Annotated in this window: 12 protein-coding genes and 1 pseudogene; 9 read left to right on the plus strand and 4 right to left on the minus strand. The window is 67.7% G+C overall.

From position 1 onward, the window contains the following. A complete protein-coding gene (locus D6M19_RS22350) occupies positions 1 to 1464 on the plus strand; it encodes an AMP-binding protein (protein WP_123027443.1) in 1464 nt (487 codons plus the stop codon). On the opposite strand, the gene D6M19_RS22355 is transcribed toward D6M19_RS22350, so the two are convergent. Further along, on the minus strand, positions 1436 to 2554 hold the full coding sequence (locus D6M19_RS22355) for an acyltransferase family protein (protein ID WP_123027444.1): 1119 nt from the start codon (positions 2552 to 2554) through the stop codon (positions 1436 to 1438). The genes D6M19_RS22350 and D6M19_RS22355 overlap by 29 nt on opposite strands. 195 nt (positions 2555 to 2749) lie before the next feature. Between D6M19_RS22355 and D6M19_RS22360 the strand changes: the two genes are divergently transcribed. From D6M19_RS22360 to D6M19_RS22370, 3 genes are read left to right on the plus strand one after another with little or no spacing between them, the layout of a single operon-like run. Next, a complete protein-coding gene (locus D6M19_RS22360; RefSeq protein WP_123027470.1) occupies positions 2750 to 3943 on the plus strand; it encodes a cell envelope lipid trafficking protein PgfA in 1194 nt (397 codons plus the stop codon). 56 nt (positions 3944 to 3999) lie between these two features. After that, positions 4000 to 5574, plus strand: coding sequence for an MmpA family trehalose lipid delivery protein (locus D6M19_RS22365; protein ID WP_123027471.1), 1575 nt, complete (start codon positions 4000 to 4002; stop codon positions 5572 to 5574). Positions 5575 to 5620: 46 nt separating this feature from the next. Then, positions 5621 to 6835, plus strand: coding sequence for a cytochrome P450 (locus tag D6M19_RS22370; RefSeq protein ID WP_123027445.1), 1215 nt, complete (start codon positions 5621 to 5623; stop codon positions 6833 to 6835). On the opposite strand, the gene D6M19_RS22375 is transcribed toward D6M19_RS22370, so the two are convergent. Continuing rightward, positions 6832 to 8004 carry a glycosyltransferase family 4 protein gene (locus D6M19_RS22375; RefSeq protein WP_123027446.1) on the minus strand — a complete coding sequence of 391 codons (1173 nt, stop codon included), beginning with the start codon at positions 8002 to 8004 and terminating at the stop codon, positions 6832 to 6834. The two genes, D6M19_RS22370 and D6M19_RS22375, sit on opposite strands and share 4 nt — an antisense overlap. A gap of 66 nt (positions 8005 to 8070) precedes the next feature. Between D6M19_RS22375 and D6M19_RS22380 the strand changes: the two genes are divergently transcribed. The 5 genes from D6M19_RS22380 (at position 8071) to D6M19_RS22400 (ending at position 12751) form a co-directional block, all read left to right on the plus strand. Continuing rightward, positions 8071 to 8844: a class I SAM-dependent methyltransferase gene (locus tag D6M19_RS22380; protein ID WP_123027447.1), complete on the plus strand. Its 774-nt coding sequence runs from the start codon at positions 8071 to 8073 to the stop codon at positions 8842 to 8844. Positions 8845 to 8885: 41 nt separating this feature from the next. Beyond that, complete coding sequence (locus D6M19_RS22385) at positions 8886 to 10358, plus strand: aldehyde dehydrogenase (protein WP_123027448.1); 1473 nt, start codon at positions 8886 to 8888, stop codon at positions 10356 to 10358. A gap of 62 nt (positions 10359 to 10420) precedes the next feature. Continuing rightward, the gene (locus D6M19_RS22390) at positions 10421 to 11152 is read left to right on the plus strand and encodes an MBL fold metallo-hydrolase (RefSeq protein ID WP_123027449.1); all 732 of its coding nucleotides are present in this window, start codon (positions 10421 to 10423) and stop codon (positions 11150 to 11152) included. After that, entirely contained in the window at positions 11152 to 11436 is a 285-nt protein-coding gene (locus tag D6M19_RS22395; RefSeq protein ID WP_123027450.1) for a hypothetical protein, read from the plus strand. The genes D6M19_RS22390 and D6M19_RS22395 overlap by 1 nt, the downstream gene beginning before the upstream one ends. 10 nt (positions 11437 to 11446) lie before the next feature. After that, on the plus strand, positions 11447 to 12751 hold the full coding sequence (locus tag D6M19_RS22400) for an adenylate/guanylate cyclase domain-containing protein (protein ID WP_123027451.1): 1305 nt from the start codon (positions 11447 to 11449) through the stop codon (positions 12749 to 12751). Here the strand turns inward: D6M19_RS22400 and D6M19_RS22405 are convergent. Both D6M19_RS22405 and D6M19_RS34350 read right to left on the minus strand, forming a co-directional pair. After that, positions 12746 to 13249 (minus strand): GFA family protein, encoded by a 504-nt coding sequence (locus D6M19_RS22405; protein WP_123027452.1) that lies wholly within the window; start codon positions 13247 to 13249, stop codon positions 12746 to 12748. The genes D6M19_RS22400 and D6M19_RS22405 overlap by 6 nt on opposite strands. Positions 13250 to 13819: 570 nt before the next feature. After that, positions 13820 to 14004 (minus strand): annotated as a pseudogene (locus tag D6M19_RS34350) (HNH endonuclease signature motif containing protein); the annotation flags it as partial.

Genomic DNA, 14004 nt, shown 5'->3' on the forward strand with positions numbered 1-14004 from the left:
ATGGCCGACGAGACGCCACCGATCAGCACCCAGGTGTCGCAGCTGGCTGCAGCCGATCCCGACGCACCCGCCGTCACTTGCTCGGGCCAGACCCTCACCCGCCGCGAACTGGACCTGTCCAGCAACCGGCTGGCGCGTGCCTTCGCCGAACGCGGGGTCGGCGTCGGCGACTACGTGACGATCGTGTTGTCGAACTCGATTCAGTGGGCGCAGTCAGTGCTTGCCGCATGGAAGCTTGGCGCGACACCGACACCGCTGTCGGCACGGCTGCCCGACGCCGAACTCGAGGCACTGCTGGATCTGCGATCACAGGCGCTCATCGTCGGACGCGACGATCCGCGCGGGAAAACACCAAGTGTGCCTGTGGGTTTCACACCGGATCCGACGCTGCCCGACGCCGAGCTGCCCGAGGTGGTTTCGCCGGTGTGGAAGTCGATGGCCTCGGGCGGCAGCACCGGGCGACCCAAGCTGATCGAGGCAGGCGGCGACAGCCGGTTTCCTGCGTTTGCCGGTTACGGGCTCGGCGCACAGGAGGGTGACGTCAACCTGATCTCGGTTCCGCTATCGCACAACACCGGCTTCACGACGTTCGCCGTCGGGCTGGTGCAGGGCCACCACCTCGTGCTGATGCCGCGCTTCGAACCCCACGAGTTCCTAACGCTGGTCACCGAACACCGCGTCACGTTCCTGGCGACGGTGCCGACCATCATGCAGCGGCTGCTGCCCGTGTACCGCGCCGACCCCGACGCCTACGACCTGTCGTCGATCCGGCGGTTCTGGCATCTCGCCGCACCCTGCCCGCCCGCGATCAAGCAGGCATGGATCGATTTGGTCGGCCCCGAAACGGTCTGGGAGCTCTACGGCGGCACCGAACTTCAGGCGCTGACGTTCATCAGGGGCGATCAGTGGCTGACCCATCCCGGCTCGGTGGGCGTCGTCGTCGCCGGCGAGATGAAGGTCCTCGACGACGACGGCAACGAATGCCCGCCAGGCGTCAGCGGTGAGATCTACATGCGGCCCGCGCCGGGCACCCCGCCGACCTACCGCTACATCGGATCGCAGGCCAAGAGCCGCGACGGCTGGGACTCGCTCGGCGACCTCGGCTACTTCGACGCCGACGGCTTCCTCTATCTCAACGACCGGCGCGTCGACATGTTCACCGTCGGCGGGCGCAACGTGTACCCCGCGGAGATCGAATCGGCGCTGTGCGGACACCCGGACGTGTTGTCCTGCTTGGTCGTCGGCATACCCGACGACGACCTGGGCCAGGTGCCGTATGCGATCGTGCAGTCGGACGGACTCGACGAGGCCGCCGTCGTCGCCTACCTCACCGAGCGCATCGCCGGATACAAGGTGCCGCGCACGGTCGAGTTCACCGATGAGCCGCTTCGCGACGACGCGGGTAAGGCACGGCGGTCGGCCGTGCGCGACGACGTCATCGCGAGACTGGCTCGGGCACACTGACCGCGCTATCGAGCGGCGGGGCAGGCTCGTCGGGGCTGCTGCGTCGATACTCCCAGCGCCGCAGCGCAACCCGGCACGGCGACTCGACGAGCGCATAGCTGACCGCTGCGATCGCGAAGCCGATCACCACGGTCAGCACCAGCACGACCGGCATGTGCCCGTTGAAGGCGAACTCGCCGATGATCGGGAACACCATCCACAGCGCCGCAAGGTGCCAGATGAACAACCCGTAGGACCATCGGCCCAGCGTCACCATCGTGGTGTTGCCGAGGATCCGGTGTCGGGTGTCGGGCGCGTCGAGGACCAGCGGCGCCAGCAGCGCACCTGACAGCACCGCGCCCATCGCGACCTTGACGACGAACTGTTGAGCGGTACCCGGCGTGAGTCCCTCGGGGCCCGCCAGCGGCGATGCCGCGATCAGGAACGCGACGACCGCAACGGCCGCCATCACGATTCGCCTCCTTGCCAGCCGGTGCGGCCAGCCGACCGGGGTCACCGTCAGCTCGGCGAGGAGCATGCCAGCGACGAACCAGGACAGGAACGCGGGCGGCCAGTTCAGCGAGCTGACGCCGACAGGGGTGTGGATCGGGATCAGCGCCCAGCCGAGGCTCAGCACGCCCGCGGCGGCGAGCACGGGTATGCGTGCCCGCACCGGCAGCCGCCGCGCCAGCAGCGCGAACACGGGCAGCGCGAGGTAGAAGCTCACCTCGACGGCCAGGCTCCACATCTGGGTCAGCCCGGCGGTCAGCGTCAACGGCACATAGATCTGGGTCAGCGTGAGGTTGGCCAGCCAGACCGTCAGGTCGGCCCTTGCGTCGGGCAGCAGGGTCAGGATCACCACGACCGCCACCAGGTAGGCGGGCATGATGCGGATCAGCCGGGACCGCAGATAGTGTCCCGTCGCAGGCACCTGGCGCAGGCCGCGCGCCGCGGCGGCGTGGCCCCGCCACAGTAGGAAGCCCGACAGCGCGAAGAACACCGCGACGGCCAGATCGAACCTGCCGAAAAGCCGTCCCACCACCCCGCCGGTGTGCCCGGTCTGGAACGCGACGTGCGTGACGACGACGCCGACGGCTGCGCAGGCGCGCATGCCTTCGACGGGGGGCAGGAAGCCACGCGTACCGCCGACGCCTACCGGAGCTGCCACAGCCACCAGTGTGCCGGGCGCGAAGCCGTCGTAGTAAGTGAGGGCCTTAGTCTGTGCTGTTAGGGTCGCTAGCCATTGGGGATCGCCCAAACCCGACGGACCCGGGTGGCCGGCGACATCAAACCAGGGAGGAACGGTTTGAACCGCGCAGTGGCGTTGCGTATCGCGGCGTGCGGAATCTTGGGGCTCGGAGCCGCCCTGTTGATCGCCGCGCTGCTGCTCATGACATACACCAAGAGCAAGATCACCAAGATTCCGCTGGACCTGGACGCCACACTGGTCAGCGACGGAACGGGGACGGCTTTCGACCCGGCGTCGTTGTCCGCCCCGAAGTTCGAGGTGAGCAGGAACGCGCCGGTGTCGCAGCAACAGCAGATCAGTGTGGAGGCGCCGTCGAACGCCGAGGTCGTGACCCTGCAGGTCGGAACGACGCTTCGCCGCACGGATAAGCAACAGGACAACGGACTGTTGCTGGCGCTCGTCGACACCGTCACCCTTGACCGCAAGACCGCGATGGCGGTGTCCAGCGAAAGCAATCCCGGCGGTGCCGTGCAGAAGCCGCGCACCATGGAGGACGACCAGCCGCCGACCAACATCGCGCTGCCGCACGACGGGCTCGCGTACCGCTTCCCGTTCGACACCGAGAAGAAGACATACCCGTTCTTCGACCCGATCGCCCAGAAGGCATTCGACGCCAACTACGACGGCGAGGAAGACGTCAACGGCCTCACCACCTACCGGTTCACCCAGAACGTCGGCTACGACGCCGACGGCAAGCTCGTGGAGCCGGTGAAGTACGCCTCGCTGTACGACGACGACGAGGACAGCCAGGTGACCGCGCCCGCAGGGATGTGGGGCGTGCCAGGTGAGCCCGAGGAACAGATCACGATGACCCGCTTCTACGCCGCCCAGCGCACGTTCTGGGTCGACCCGGTTTCGGGCACCATCGTCAAGACGAAGGAACGGTCCAACCAGTACTACGCGCGCGAGGCGCTGCGGCCAGAGGTGACGTTCGTCGACTACACCGTCACCTCCAACGAGGAGACGGTGGAGTCCCAGGTCGCCGCGGCCCGCGACGAGCGGGACCGGATGGCACTGTGGGGACGAATCCTGCCGATCACCTTTACCGCGATCGGTCTGGTGTCGCTGATCGGTGGGGCTGTGCTGGGTTCGTTCAGCCTGCGCGCCGAGTCCGCCCTGATCGACCCGGGTCTCGACGAGGCCGATCACGGCTTCTTCGATACCCAGGGCATCAAGGTGCCCGGCGCCGAGGCGAAGACCGAGAAGCTGCAGTTGCCCACTTCTCGGCCTAGACAGCCGCCGGACCGATAACTCACCGTCTCGCGAAGTTCTGGGCGCCTGCCTATGCGCTGGCGCTCTCCCTTGTGGTGACGGCACCTCTGCTCGCACCCGGCTATCTGCTGCTTCGCGACGCCGTCTCGACTCCGCGGTCCTACTTATCCGATGCGGCGCTTGGCCTTTCGGATGCGGCGCCGCGAGCCCTTCCGCAGGATTTCGCGGTGGCGCTTGCTTCGCACGTGCTCGACGGCGGTGTCGTGGTGAAGGTGCTGCTGGTCGCCGGGCTCTGGCTTGCCGGCTGGGGCAGCGCGCGGCTGGCCGCTGCGGTGCTGCCGGACGCGGGTGCGCCGGGCGGATTCGTCGCAGCGACATTGGCGGTGTGGAATCCCTATGTCGCCGAACGCCTTCTGCAGGGGCACTGGAGCCTGTTGGTCGGCTACGGGTGCCTGCCGTGGGTGGCGGCGACCGTGTTACGGATGCGGGCCGGCGGCAGGCCGCTATGGGTTGACATCTGCGCGTTGGCGTTCTGGACGGCGCTGGCCGGGCTGACGCCGACGGGTCTGATACTGGCCGCGACCGTCGCGCTGACGTGTTCTCTGGTGCCGGGTTCGGGCCGGTCGCGTGGGCTGTGTGCGGGCGTCGGGCTGGGTGCAGCGATTCTGGCGGCGCTGCCGTGGCTGACGGCCGCGGCCGTGTCGGGGTCGTTGTCGTCGTCGCAGGCCGAGGGCGTGCCTGCGTTCGCCGCACGGGCCGAGCCGGGCCTTGCCACCCTTGGCAGCCTGGCCAGCCTCGGCGGTATCTGGAACGGCGAGGCCGTACCCGCCTCCCGCACAACGCTTTTCGTGGTAGCCGCCGCGGTTGTGCTGCTGGGTGTGGTGGCCGCCGGTCTGCCCGCCGTCGTCCGCACGCCCGCGGCAGTTCCACTCCTGGCACTGGCCGCCGCGGCTGTGGTGGTGCCCACGCTGATGGCGACGGGCCCCGGCCTGGCGGCCGTCGAGTCGATGGTCCGGGCGTTGCCAGGGCTCGGTGTGGTCCGCGACGCACAGAAGTGGGTGGCGCTGGCGGTGCCCGGCTACACGCTCGCCGCCGCGGGCGCGGTGATGACGCTGCGGCGGTGGATGCCCGGCTTCGCGGCGGCGACGGTGTGCGGGCTCGCGTTGATCGCGACGCTGCCCGACCTTGCGTGGGGGGTCGGCGGCAAGGTCGTCGCGGTGCGGTATCCACCCGGCTGGGCCGCGGCCGCGGCCACGATCAACGCCGACCCGCGTCCGGTCGCAGTACTACCGACGGGCAGCATGCGGCAGTTCGCGTGGGCGGGCGACGCTCCGGTGCTCGACCCGCTGCCGAGGTGGCTCCGCGCCGACGTGTTCATGACCGGTGACCTGACGATTTCGGGTCGGCTGGTGCCCGGCGAGGGCGGCAGGGCCCGCGACGTCGAACGCCTGTTGGCGACGGGGGCCGATCACGACGCGCTGGCCCGTGCAGGCGTGGGCTGGCTGGTGGTCGAGACGGGCGACGATGTCACGGTCACCCGGATCGGCGGCGGCAAGCCCGCCGCGTCGCACCGCGGACTGATGCTGCTGACCCACGGGGTGTGGCTCGCGATGCTGGTCGGCGGGGGAGCAGTTGTGCTGGCCGGTCGGTTCCGTCGACGACTGGAGTAGTCCACTACGCTAGTGACCCACTTCACACGCCAGAACCATAGTTTTCATGATCAATCCCAGCGTGTTCGAAGCGGATCTGCCGACCGTCGAGTACGAAGAGGCGTCCAGCCCCGACGAAGCTCATCGAAACCTTCGCAAGGCCCTCGAGCAGGGTCCGATCGCAATGGGGGCGCACGGCCCCGAAATCCTGAGCTACGAGCTGGTGCGCGAGACACTGCGCGACGCCCGGTTCCACCCGCCGCGGGGCCTCGGCCTCGAAACCCAGGGCATCACCTCGGGACCGCTGTGGCATCGCGCCAGCACGTCGCTGCTCGCCATCAACGGCGCCGACCACAACCGGCTGCGACGCCTGGTGTCGAAGGCGTTCACCCCGCGGTCGGTCACGCGGCTCGACGGCATCATCGCCGACGTCATCAACCAGCTGGTCGACGGGCTGACGGCGAAAGGGCGCTGCGAGGCCGTCGCCGACATCGCGCGGCCCTATCCGGTGCCGATCATCTCCGCGCTGCTCGGTGCGCCTCGCGAAGACTGGCGGCTGTTCTCCGACTGGGCCGACGATTTCTTCAAGCTGTTCACCTGGAACGTCGCCGAGTACGAGGACGACATCCTCGCGGCGTGGCAGGGGCTCGACGACTACATCGACGACATGGTGGCGAGTCGACGCGAATCCCTCACCGACGACTTGATTTCGGAGATGATCCGCGCCGAGGACGACGGCGACCGACTGTCGATCGGCGAGCTGCGCATGCTGGCTGCAGGCATCTTGATGGCGGGCACCGACACCACCCGCAATCAGGTGGCCGCCGCGCTGGACGTGTTCTGCGACTATCCCGACCAGTGGGAACTGCTCGCGGAGCATCCCGAGCTGGCGATGAAGGCCGTCGAGGAGGTCATGCGGTTCTGCCCGGTGGTGTTCGGCGCGATGCGAATGACGGTCGAGGACGTCGAGATCGGCGGCGTGCTGATCCCCGCGGATACCTTCGTCATGTGCAACACGGCCGCCGCCAACCACGACGTCGAGGTGTTCGTCGAGCCCGAGCGTTTCGACATCACCCGTGAGGACGCGCCGCCGATGCAGACCTTCGGCGCCGGTGCGCACTACTGCCTTGGCGCCAACCTGGCCAGGCGTGAGATCGCCGATGCACTCACGGTGATGTCGGATCGCATGCGAAATCTGCGACGCGATGGCATCGCAAAGTGGAAGCCGATGGTCGGGATCAGTGGTCCGGCAACGCTTCCGGTCGCATTCGACGCCGCCTAGGAAATCGCGGAGATGACGCCGCTGACGCGCCTGCCCACGAGCAACGAGTCCAGCACCGTGCGCATCGCGTCGGCGCTCTGCCGCCAGGAGAATTCCCCGCTTCGCGTCTGCGCCTTTCCGCCGAGCTGATCGCGTAGCACCGGATCGGTCAGCAGCCGCTCGAGGCCGGCCACCAGTTCGTCGTGGTCGTCGACGAGTAGCCCGGTCACGCCGTCGACGATCGAGTCGGTCAGCCCGCCGGAGGACCGGTAGCCGATCGTCGGCACGCCGTGCTGGGCGGCCTCGGTCACGGCCAGGCCCCAGCCCTCCTTGCGCGACGGCAGCACATGAACCCAACTCCGTTGCAGGACTTCATGTTTGGCTGCATCATCGATATGCCCGTGGAACGTCACCGCGTCGGAGACACCGAGCAGCCGGGCGTGCTCGACGAGGCGGTCGCGCCACCAGCCACCACCGACGATGTCGAGATGCAGATCGGGCATCCGCGGACGCAGCTCGGCGAGCGCGTTAAGGGCGTCCTCGATCTGCTTGTGCGGCACGAGCCTGCTCAGAAGGGCGACGCGCGGATGTTTGGCGCGCGGCAACTCGAGCGTCTCCGCAGGAGCCTCATCGAGGCCGTTGCGAACCACTGCGATGTGACCGGCGTCGACACCGAGGTCGGTCAGATCCCGCGCCGACGGAAGGGACACGGTGACGTACTGGTTTCGCCGGTGCAGCCACGGCGACAACCGCGACTCGACGAACCAGCCGAAGCGGCCCTTCCAGCGACCGGCGACGGGCCACAGTTCGCGGTGGCAGTGGTGCACGAGCACGACGACTCGGCGGCCGTAGGCGAGGCGCGCCAAAAAGGGCAGGCCGTTCTGGGTATCGATCACCACATCCGGCCGCACCCTTCGCAGCGGCCCGACACCGAAACGGGCCGCCACCATCGCCAAGCCCGCCCAGATGTAGATCGAGTACGCACCGCCTGCCCGGTCGATCCGCACCCCGTCGACGACCTCGCGGCGGGCCGAGCCTCGATAGCGCGCCGTCCGCAGCGTCACATCGACACCCGTTGCGGCCAGCTGGGCGCCGATGCGCTGCAGGTATGCCTCACTGCCGCCGCCTTGGGGATGGCCGGTATCCCGCCAACACAGCAGAAGCACGGAGCGTACGGGGCGGCCAGACATCGGTGTCAGAGTAACCGCTGCATAAGGTCGGCATTGATGTCGTCTCCTCACGCAAGCGTTCGTCGGATGTCCGCCACCGACGTCTTCGCCCGGCGGGCGACGCTGTCCCGTTCGGTGCGGCTGCTTGCGCAGTTCCGCTTCGAGCGCAGCGACCCGGCCCGGTTCTACTCCGTGCTCGCCGAGGACACCGCAGCGATGGTCGGCGACCTGTGGCTGGCGACTCATCGGGAGCCGGGCGCGGGCCTGGTCCTGCTCGACGTGGGTGGCGGTCCGGGCTACTTCGCGACGGCGTTCGAGGACGCCGGGTTCACCTACATCGGGGTCGAACCCGACCCGGCCGAGATGCACAGCGGACCCGCGACCGGCGGGACGGCCACCTACGTGCGCGCATCCGGAATGGCGTTGCCGTTCGCCGAAGCCAGCGTGGACATCTGCCTGTCGTCGAACGTCGCCGAACACGTGCCGGAGCCGTGGCTGCTGGCCAGGGAGATGTTGCGGGTGACAAGGCCCGGCGGCCTCGCCGTGATGTCCTACACGGTGTGGCTCGGCCCGTTCGGCGGGCACGAAATGGGGTTGACCCACTACCTGGGCGGTGCCCGCGCCGCGGCCCGCTACGCCCGCAAACACGGCCATCCGGCGAAGAACAACTACGGCTCGTCATTGTTCGCCGTCTCCGCCGCCGAGGGCCTCGACTTCGGCGCGGGCTCTGGCGCGCTGGTCGCCGCATTCCCCCGCTACCACCCCCGATGGGCGTGGTGGATGACGAAGGTGCCGCTGCTGCGGGAGTTTCTGGTGAGCAACCTCGTGCTGGTCCTTCGCAAGCCGCTATCGCCCGACTGAAACATGTTCTCGTTTTGTCGGTTCGTGGGTAGGGTGGCGCCATGACCCAGAGCACTGCTTTCAAGACCGAGTGGGACAAGCTGTTCATCGGCGGACAGTGGACGCAACCCGCGACCGCCGACGTCATCGAGGTGCACTCGCCTGCCACCGGTGAGCTTGTCGGCAAGGTTCCGCTGGCGAGCAAGGCCGATGTCGACGCCGCGTGCGCGGCGGCGCGCAAGGCATTCGACGAGGGGCCGTGGCCGCACATGTCGCCGCAGGAGCGGGCGGCCGTGCTCGGCGCCGCGGTGAAGCTCATGGAGGAGCGGGCCGACGAGCTCAAGTTCCTGCTGGCCGCCGAGACCGGTCAGCCACCGACCATCGTCGACATGATGCAGTACGGCGCGGCGATGGCGGCGTTCCAGTACTACGCGGGCGCGGCCGACAAGTTCACCTGGCGCGACTTCCGCCAGGGCGTCTACGGCGAGACGATGGTGCTGCGCGAGCCGATCGGTGTCGTCGCGGCCGTTACGGCGTGGAACGTGCCGTTCTTCCTTGCCGCCAACAAGCTGGGCCCTGCGCTGGTCGCGGGTTGCACGATCGTGGTGAAGCCGGCCGCCGAGACCCCGCTGTCGCTGTTCGCGATGGCGGAGATCTTCGCCGAGGCCGGGCTGCCGGAAGGCGTGCTGTCTGTCGTGCCGGGTGGACCAGAGACCGGCCGCGCGCTGACCGCCAACCCGGAGATCGACAAGTTCACGTTCACCGGTTCCAGTGCGGTGGGCAAGGAGATCGGCAAGCTCGCGGCCGAGAAGCTCAAGCCGTGCTCGCTGGAGCTCGGCGGCAAGTCGGCGGCGATCATCCTCGAGGACGCCGACCTGGACTCGACGCTGCCGATGCTGGCGTTCTCCGGATTGATGAACTCCGGTCAGGCGTGCGTGGCCCAGACCCGCATCCTCGCGCCACGGTCACGCTACGACGAGGTCGTCGAAAAGTTGAGCGCGGCAGCGGCCGCAATGCCGATCGGATTGCCGGACGATGCAGGCGCCATGATCGGCCCGCTGATTTCCGAAAAGCAGCGCGAGCGCGTCGAAGGCTACATCAAGAAGGGTGTCGAGGAGGGTGCGCGGCTGGCGAGCGGCGGCGGCAGGCCCGAGGGCCTGGACAGCGGATGGTTTGTCCAGCCAACGGTTTTCGCCGATGTCGACAACTCGATGACAATCGCCCAGGAGGAAATCTTCGGGCCGGTGTTGGCGGTCATCCCCTACGACACCGAGGACGACGCGGTGCGCATCGCCAACGATTCGCCATACGGTCTTGCGGGAAGCGTGTTCACCTCCGACAACGACAAGGCGATGAAGATCGCGTCGAAGATCCGCACCGGCACCTACGCGGTGAACATGTACGCGTTCGACCCCGGCGCGCCGTTCGGTGGCTACAAGAACTCAGGCATCGGCCGCGAGAACGGGCCGGAGGGTATCGAGCAGTACACCCAGGCCAAGAGCGTGCTGCTGCCGTTCGGCTACAAACCCGAGTAGCCGTCACGACCACACTTCCAGTCGCCGCCGAGTGGTTCGAGTCCACTCGCGTCAACGACTGGATGGGTCTTGTCACCGAGCCCCATGTGCACCCGTTCCTACGGTGCAACATCTGGCATTTGAGGGGAACAGAGCGCGATCTCGTCGTCGACGCGGGTCTCGGCGTGCACTCGCTGCGCGCAGGGGCGCCGCAGTTGTTCGACCGCGAGCCGGACTTGGTGTTGACGCACTCGCACCTCGACCACATCGGCGGCGCGCACGAGTTCACGACGAGCTACGCCCACGTCGCCGAGCGGGCGCACACCCCGGCGACCGGCACGTTGCGTCGCGGCCGGTTGATCGATGCGCTCGGGCTGGACGTGACGCCGTATGTGGCGGCAATGCCGGAACTGTTGGTGGACGCGGTGCCCACCGAGGATTACGACGTCGACGCCTTCGCGGTCCGCGCGCCGCGGAGCTGTGCGACCGTCGTCGACGGCGACGAGGTCGATCTCGGCGACCGGACGCTTACCGCACTACATCTGCCCGGACACAGTCCAGGCAGCATCGCGCTGTTCGAACCACACGAGGGAGTGCTGTTCTCCGGCGACCTCGTCTATGACCTCGATTCCGGCGAGGAACTCCTGGACGGCATCCGCGGAGCGGTGGTCGCGGACTACATCAGTTCACTCGAGCGGGTTGCCGACCTGCCGGTGACCGTCGTGTACCCGGGCCACGGCGATCCCTTCGGCAGGGAACGGCTTTTGACGTTGATCCGCGATTACATCGACTCCCGTGGTGGGATCATTCGCTGATGGAGGAGGACGACCTCGAGAAGCGCATCGCCGATCTTGAAGGTCGCATCGCGGAACCCGCCGACGCCCCCGACGAAGACAGCGTGATCAGGCGTGCGATCAAGGCCTATTGGATGCCGGTTACCATCGCGGTCCTCACCCTTTTTGCGTATTCGTTGACAACCCTCGAACGCTTCTTCCCCGCGCTGAAGAACCCCGCGCCGTCCTGGGTGGGCTTGCTCGTCTTGGTTATCCCGTTCGCCGCGGTTGCCGTTTATTTCGTAGTGCGGTGGCGGCGGAAGTAGCTGGGCCGCAATGTTTTCAGAGACGCGCTACGCGCTGAACGGGGATTTGCGCGTCGCCTATCGCACGTCGGGCGAAGGTCCGCGCGACCTCGTGTTCGTGCCGAACTGGTTCACCAACTGTGAGGTCGCACCTGAGCTACCGTCGCTTCAAGGGTGGGTCGAGGCGATGACCTCGCTTGGGCGACTGATCTTCTTCGACCAGCCGGGCACGGGAGCGTCCGACCCCGTCTCGCCGGGCGCGTTGCCGACCCTTGAGCAATGGGCCGACAGCATCACCGCAGTGCTCGACGACCTAAAGAGCCCCGAAGCGGCGCTCATCGCTGTTCCAGGCGCGCTGCCGGCAGCGGCACTGTTCGCAGCGACGCATCCGTCCCGCACAGCCGCGCTGGTCGTGCTCGAGGGCAGCGCGGATTCGTCGAGCATCCCCGATCTTGAGGGAGTTCTCGCTGCCTTCGTCGCCGTGTGGGGCACCGGGGAGATGCAGCATGTCGTGAGCCCGGACATGCCGTGGAACGACGAGATTCGCTCATCATGGGCCCGCATGGAGCGCCTGGCGAACAGCCCGGCGACGCTGGCACGCATGCTGCCGCTCGCGGCACGGCAGGACGTGCGAGCCGTTCTGCCGACCATCCGCGTGCCCACCCTCGTGCTCCAGCACGCCGACGACCCGTTCGTCACGCCCGCGATGGGCAAGTACGTCGCTGACCACATATCGGGCGCGAAGTACGCCGAGCTGCCGGGGCGCAACATGTGGCACTTCGTCGAGCCGTGGCGCGAGTCGTTCCAGGAGATCGCGCAGTTCCTCACCGGCGAGCAAGCTGACGTGGCCGATGATCGGCTTCTTGCCACGGTGTTGTTCACCGACATCGTGGACTCGACGCGCCGCGCTGCGGAGATGGGCGACCGGGACTGGCACGCGCTGCTTGATGCGCACGACGCCGTCGTCCGGGCGCAGCTCGTTCGGTTTCGGGGCCGTGAGGTGAACACCTCGGGCGACGGCTTCCTCGCGATGTTCGACGGCCCCCAGCGGGCGATCCGCTGCGCCATGGCAATCCGCGACGCGGTGCAAGCGCTCGGCATCGAGGTGCGCGCGGGGTTGCACACCGGCGAGTGCGAGGTCCGTGGCGATGACATCGGCGGCATCGCCGTGCACATCGGCGCGCGCGTCAGCGCTTTCGCGGGGGCCAACGACGTGTTGGTGTCCAGCACGCTGCGTGACCTGGTGATCGGATCCGGGTTGGAGTTCGAGGACCGCGGCGCACATCAGCTCAAGGGCGTGCCCGGCAGTTGGCACCTCTTCGCGGTCACGTCATGACGGGGCCGGTCGACCACCCCGCAACCCCGACTCGACAGTGAGCGAGCCATCCAGCGGGTCGTAGATCTGGACGGCGTCGGGAATCGGCGGGACCCACGGGTGACGGAACCTCGTGAAGAACTCGGTCGTCGGCGGTGGGAACACCGCATCGACGAAGCCGCCTAGCGCGATGGTGAAGACGCGCCCGCCGGTATGCGGGAAGATCGCGTCCATGTAGATGCTGGAGCCGCACACCGCACAGAAGCGGTAGTTGATTCCTTCCGGCATGCCCACGGCACCGACGCCGTCGACTTCGAGGCCGTTGTAGCAGCGCGTCTCCCCAGTGATCGACACGACTTGTTCCTCGGGGAACTGCGCCGAAGCGATAAACACATTCCCTGATCGCCGTTGGCAGAAATCGCAGTGACACACGTAGACGAGCAGGGGCTCACCCTCCACGGTGACTTCGACCCGACCGCAGGCGCACCGAGCGGTTCGCGTTGTCATACCAACCTCCATCAAGACCTGCGGCGGATGTAACCGACCACCTCGACAGGTCTCTCCCCGCGGCACACACTGCCCGATGCGGCGGCCTGCCGCTACCCCGAGCGACAGTCACCGCCTGGTGAGCACAATGCGGGAAAGGTGATTAATCAGCGATTTCACGGGTTGCGTGCACAACCGCGACTCCGCCGTCACGGACGCCTAACTTCGGGCGAGCAAGTTCAGCACCGAACTTGACCTCACCGAAAGGACACGCTCATGACTCGCTCATCGCTGATTGGAGCCCTCGCCGCCGGCTTGCTGATGGTTGGGGTTCTGTCCCCGGCTGTCGCGGCCGCGTCCACCCAGGCCGGGACGTCCGCGGCCAGCGTCGCCGCTACAACAACCACCGCGGCGAGCACGTCGAATCCGGTCCCGCAGGGTTCATCACTGAGACCAGATTTCGAGGCGCAGTCGTTACTGTTCTTGCCCGAAATTCTGGGCCAAGTCGACAGGCACCGGTGATGCGCACCTTGACTGGTCCTGGGCACCACTCGCTGTAGTCAGCGGATTGACCGCCCGTATGCCTATCTTCGCCGTCGCGTTCTAAAACGGTGGTGGTTTGTTGCGTTCGGCGACGTGGGCGTCGTTGAGTTTGCGTTCGGCGGCTTTGGCTTTGGCGGTGGTGTGGGCGCGGGTGTGTCGGCGTTTGGGCATCATCGCCCCGCGGCCTTGGGCCGGTTCGACCTCTGGTGGTTGGCCGGTCCAGAGGGTGGCGGTGGGCGCGCACA

Origin of the sequence: Mycolicibacterium stellerae, from assembly GCF_003719305.1 — a bacterium.
Taxonomy (GTDB): Bacteria; Actinomycetota; Actinomycetes; order Mycobacteriales; family Mycobacteriaceae; genus Mycobacterium; species Mycobacterium stellerae.

Bases quoted from the DNA above. Each gene is read 5' to 3' on its own strand.
- D6M19_RS22395 (WP_123027450.1), top strand. From the start codon at position 11,152: ATGGAGGAGGACGACCTCGAGAAGCGCATCGCCGATCTTGAAGGTCGC.
- D6M19_RS22370 (WP_123027445.1), top strand. From the start codon at position 5,621: ATGATCAATCCCAGCGTGTTCGAAGCGGATCTGCCGACCGTCGAGTAC.
- D6M19_RS22375 (WP_123027446.1), bottom strand. From the start codon at position 8,004: ATGTCTGGCCGCCCCGTACGCTCCGTGCTTCTGCTGTGTTGGCGGGAT.
- D6M19_RS22405 (WP_123027452.1), bottom strand. From the start codon at position 13,249: ATGGAGGTTGGTATGACAACGCGAACCGCTCGGTGCGCCTGCGGTCGG.
- D6M19_RS22350 (WP_123027443.1), top strand. From the start codon at position 1: ATGGCCGACGAGACGCCACCGATCAGCACCCAGGTGTCGCAGCTGGCT.
- D6M19_RS22390 (WP_123027449.1), top strand. From the start codon at position 10,421: ATGGGTCTTGTCACCGAGCCCCATGTGCACCCGTTCCTACGGTGCAAC.
- D6M19_RS22355 (WP_123027444.1), bottom strand. From the start codon at position 2,554: ATGCGCGCCTGCGCAGCCGTCGGCGTCGTCGTCACGCACGTCGCGTTC.
- D6M19_RS22400 (WP_123027451.1), top strand. From the start codon at position 11,447: ATGTTTTCAGAGACGCGCTACGCGCTGAACGGGGATTTGCGCGTCGCC.
- D6M19_RS22385 (WP_123027448.1), top strand. From the start codon at position 8,886: ATGACCCAGAGCACTGCTTTCAAGACCGAGTGGGACAAGCTGTTCATC.
- D6M19_RS22380 (WP_123027447.1), top strand. From the start codon at position 8,071: ATGTCCGCCACCGACGTCTTCGCCCGGCGGGCGACGCTGTCCCGTTCG.